The sequence below is a fragment of the Inquilinus limosus MP06 genome (assembly GCF_000767795.1).
Lineage (GTDB): Bacteria > Pseudomonadota > Alphaproteobacteria > DSM-16000 > Inquilinaceae > Inquilinus > Inquilinus limosus_E.
The window spans coordinates 1-995 of sequence record NZ_JANX01001057.1; the positions used below are offsets into that span (position 1 = coordinate 1).

Below are 995 nucleotides of genomic sequence, written 5' to 3' on the forward strand. Positions count from 1 at the left end.
GTGCTGTTCGTCCTGTACATGGCCGTCGGCGCCTTCATCGTGCATTCGGTCGACGACGACCCGGATTTCGCCGCGGCCACGCCCGTGCAGGGCGGCAGCCAGGCCGTGGAGATCGCCGCTGCGCTGATCGAGCGCGAGACCGGCGGCGCCCATCGCTGGACCGCGAACGACCCGTTCTTCCTGCCCGGCTGGCTGCTGGACAACATGCCGAACTACCAGCAGGGCATCATCTACGCCCTGTCGCGCTTCACCGCCGAGATGGGCGACCAGATCGGCCGGTCGCGCGGCTCCTCCCAGATGGACCCGGATCTCGACCGCGCCACCGGCCTGCTGCGCTATCCCGGCACGATCTGGCTCTTCGACCTCAGCACCTCCTGGGCGCCGACGGCGTCGTCGGAATCGCAGTATCGGGCCGCCGCCCGGGCGCTGCGCAGCTACAACCAGCGGGTCGCCGCCGGCACCGCGCCATTCGAGCGGCGGGCCGACAACCTGCTGCAGACGATCGACCGCTTCGCCGCCGATCTCGGCTCGCAATCCTCGGTGATCGCCGACCATATCGAGCAGAGCCGCGGCTGGCTGATCGACACCCGGGCCGACGACATCTTCTATTCCACCAAGGGGCGGCTCTACGCCTATTTCCTGGTGCTGCGCGCCTTGGGCCGCGACTTCGAGGGCGTGATCGCCCAGTCCGGCGCGACCAAGATCTGGGCCGAGATGGTCGACAACCTGCGCGAGGCGGCGGAGCTGCGGCCGCTGGTGGTGATGAACGGCCGCGCCGACGCCATGTTCCAGCCCAACCACCTGGCGGTGCAGGGTTTCTTCCTGCTGCGCGCCCGCACCCAGATGCGCGAGCTGGCGAACGTGCTGCGGAACTGAGGGGCCGGGCTTGGCGTCGGGTTGCCTTTGGAAGATCGTGCCCCTCCGCTTGCGAGGTCCTTTTGGAATTCGATTGTCTGAACCGGCGCGGCTTTCCACACTCCCCCCTCCCCTCGCGG

1 protein-coding gene is annotated in these 995 nt (G+C 68.8%); it reads left to right on the forward strand.

Going from position 1 to position 995, the window contains the following annotated elements:
• Positions 1 to 876 (forward strand): DUF2333 family protein (locus tag P409_RS35160; protein WP_034849700.1); only part of this gene is annotated, 876 nt, incomplete at its 5' end.
• Between the last annotated feature and the right edge of the window lie 119 nt (positions 877 to 995).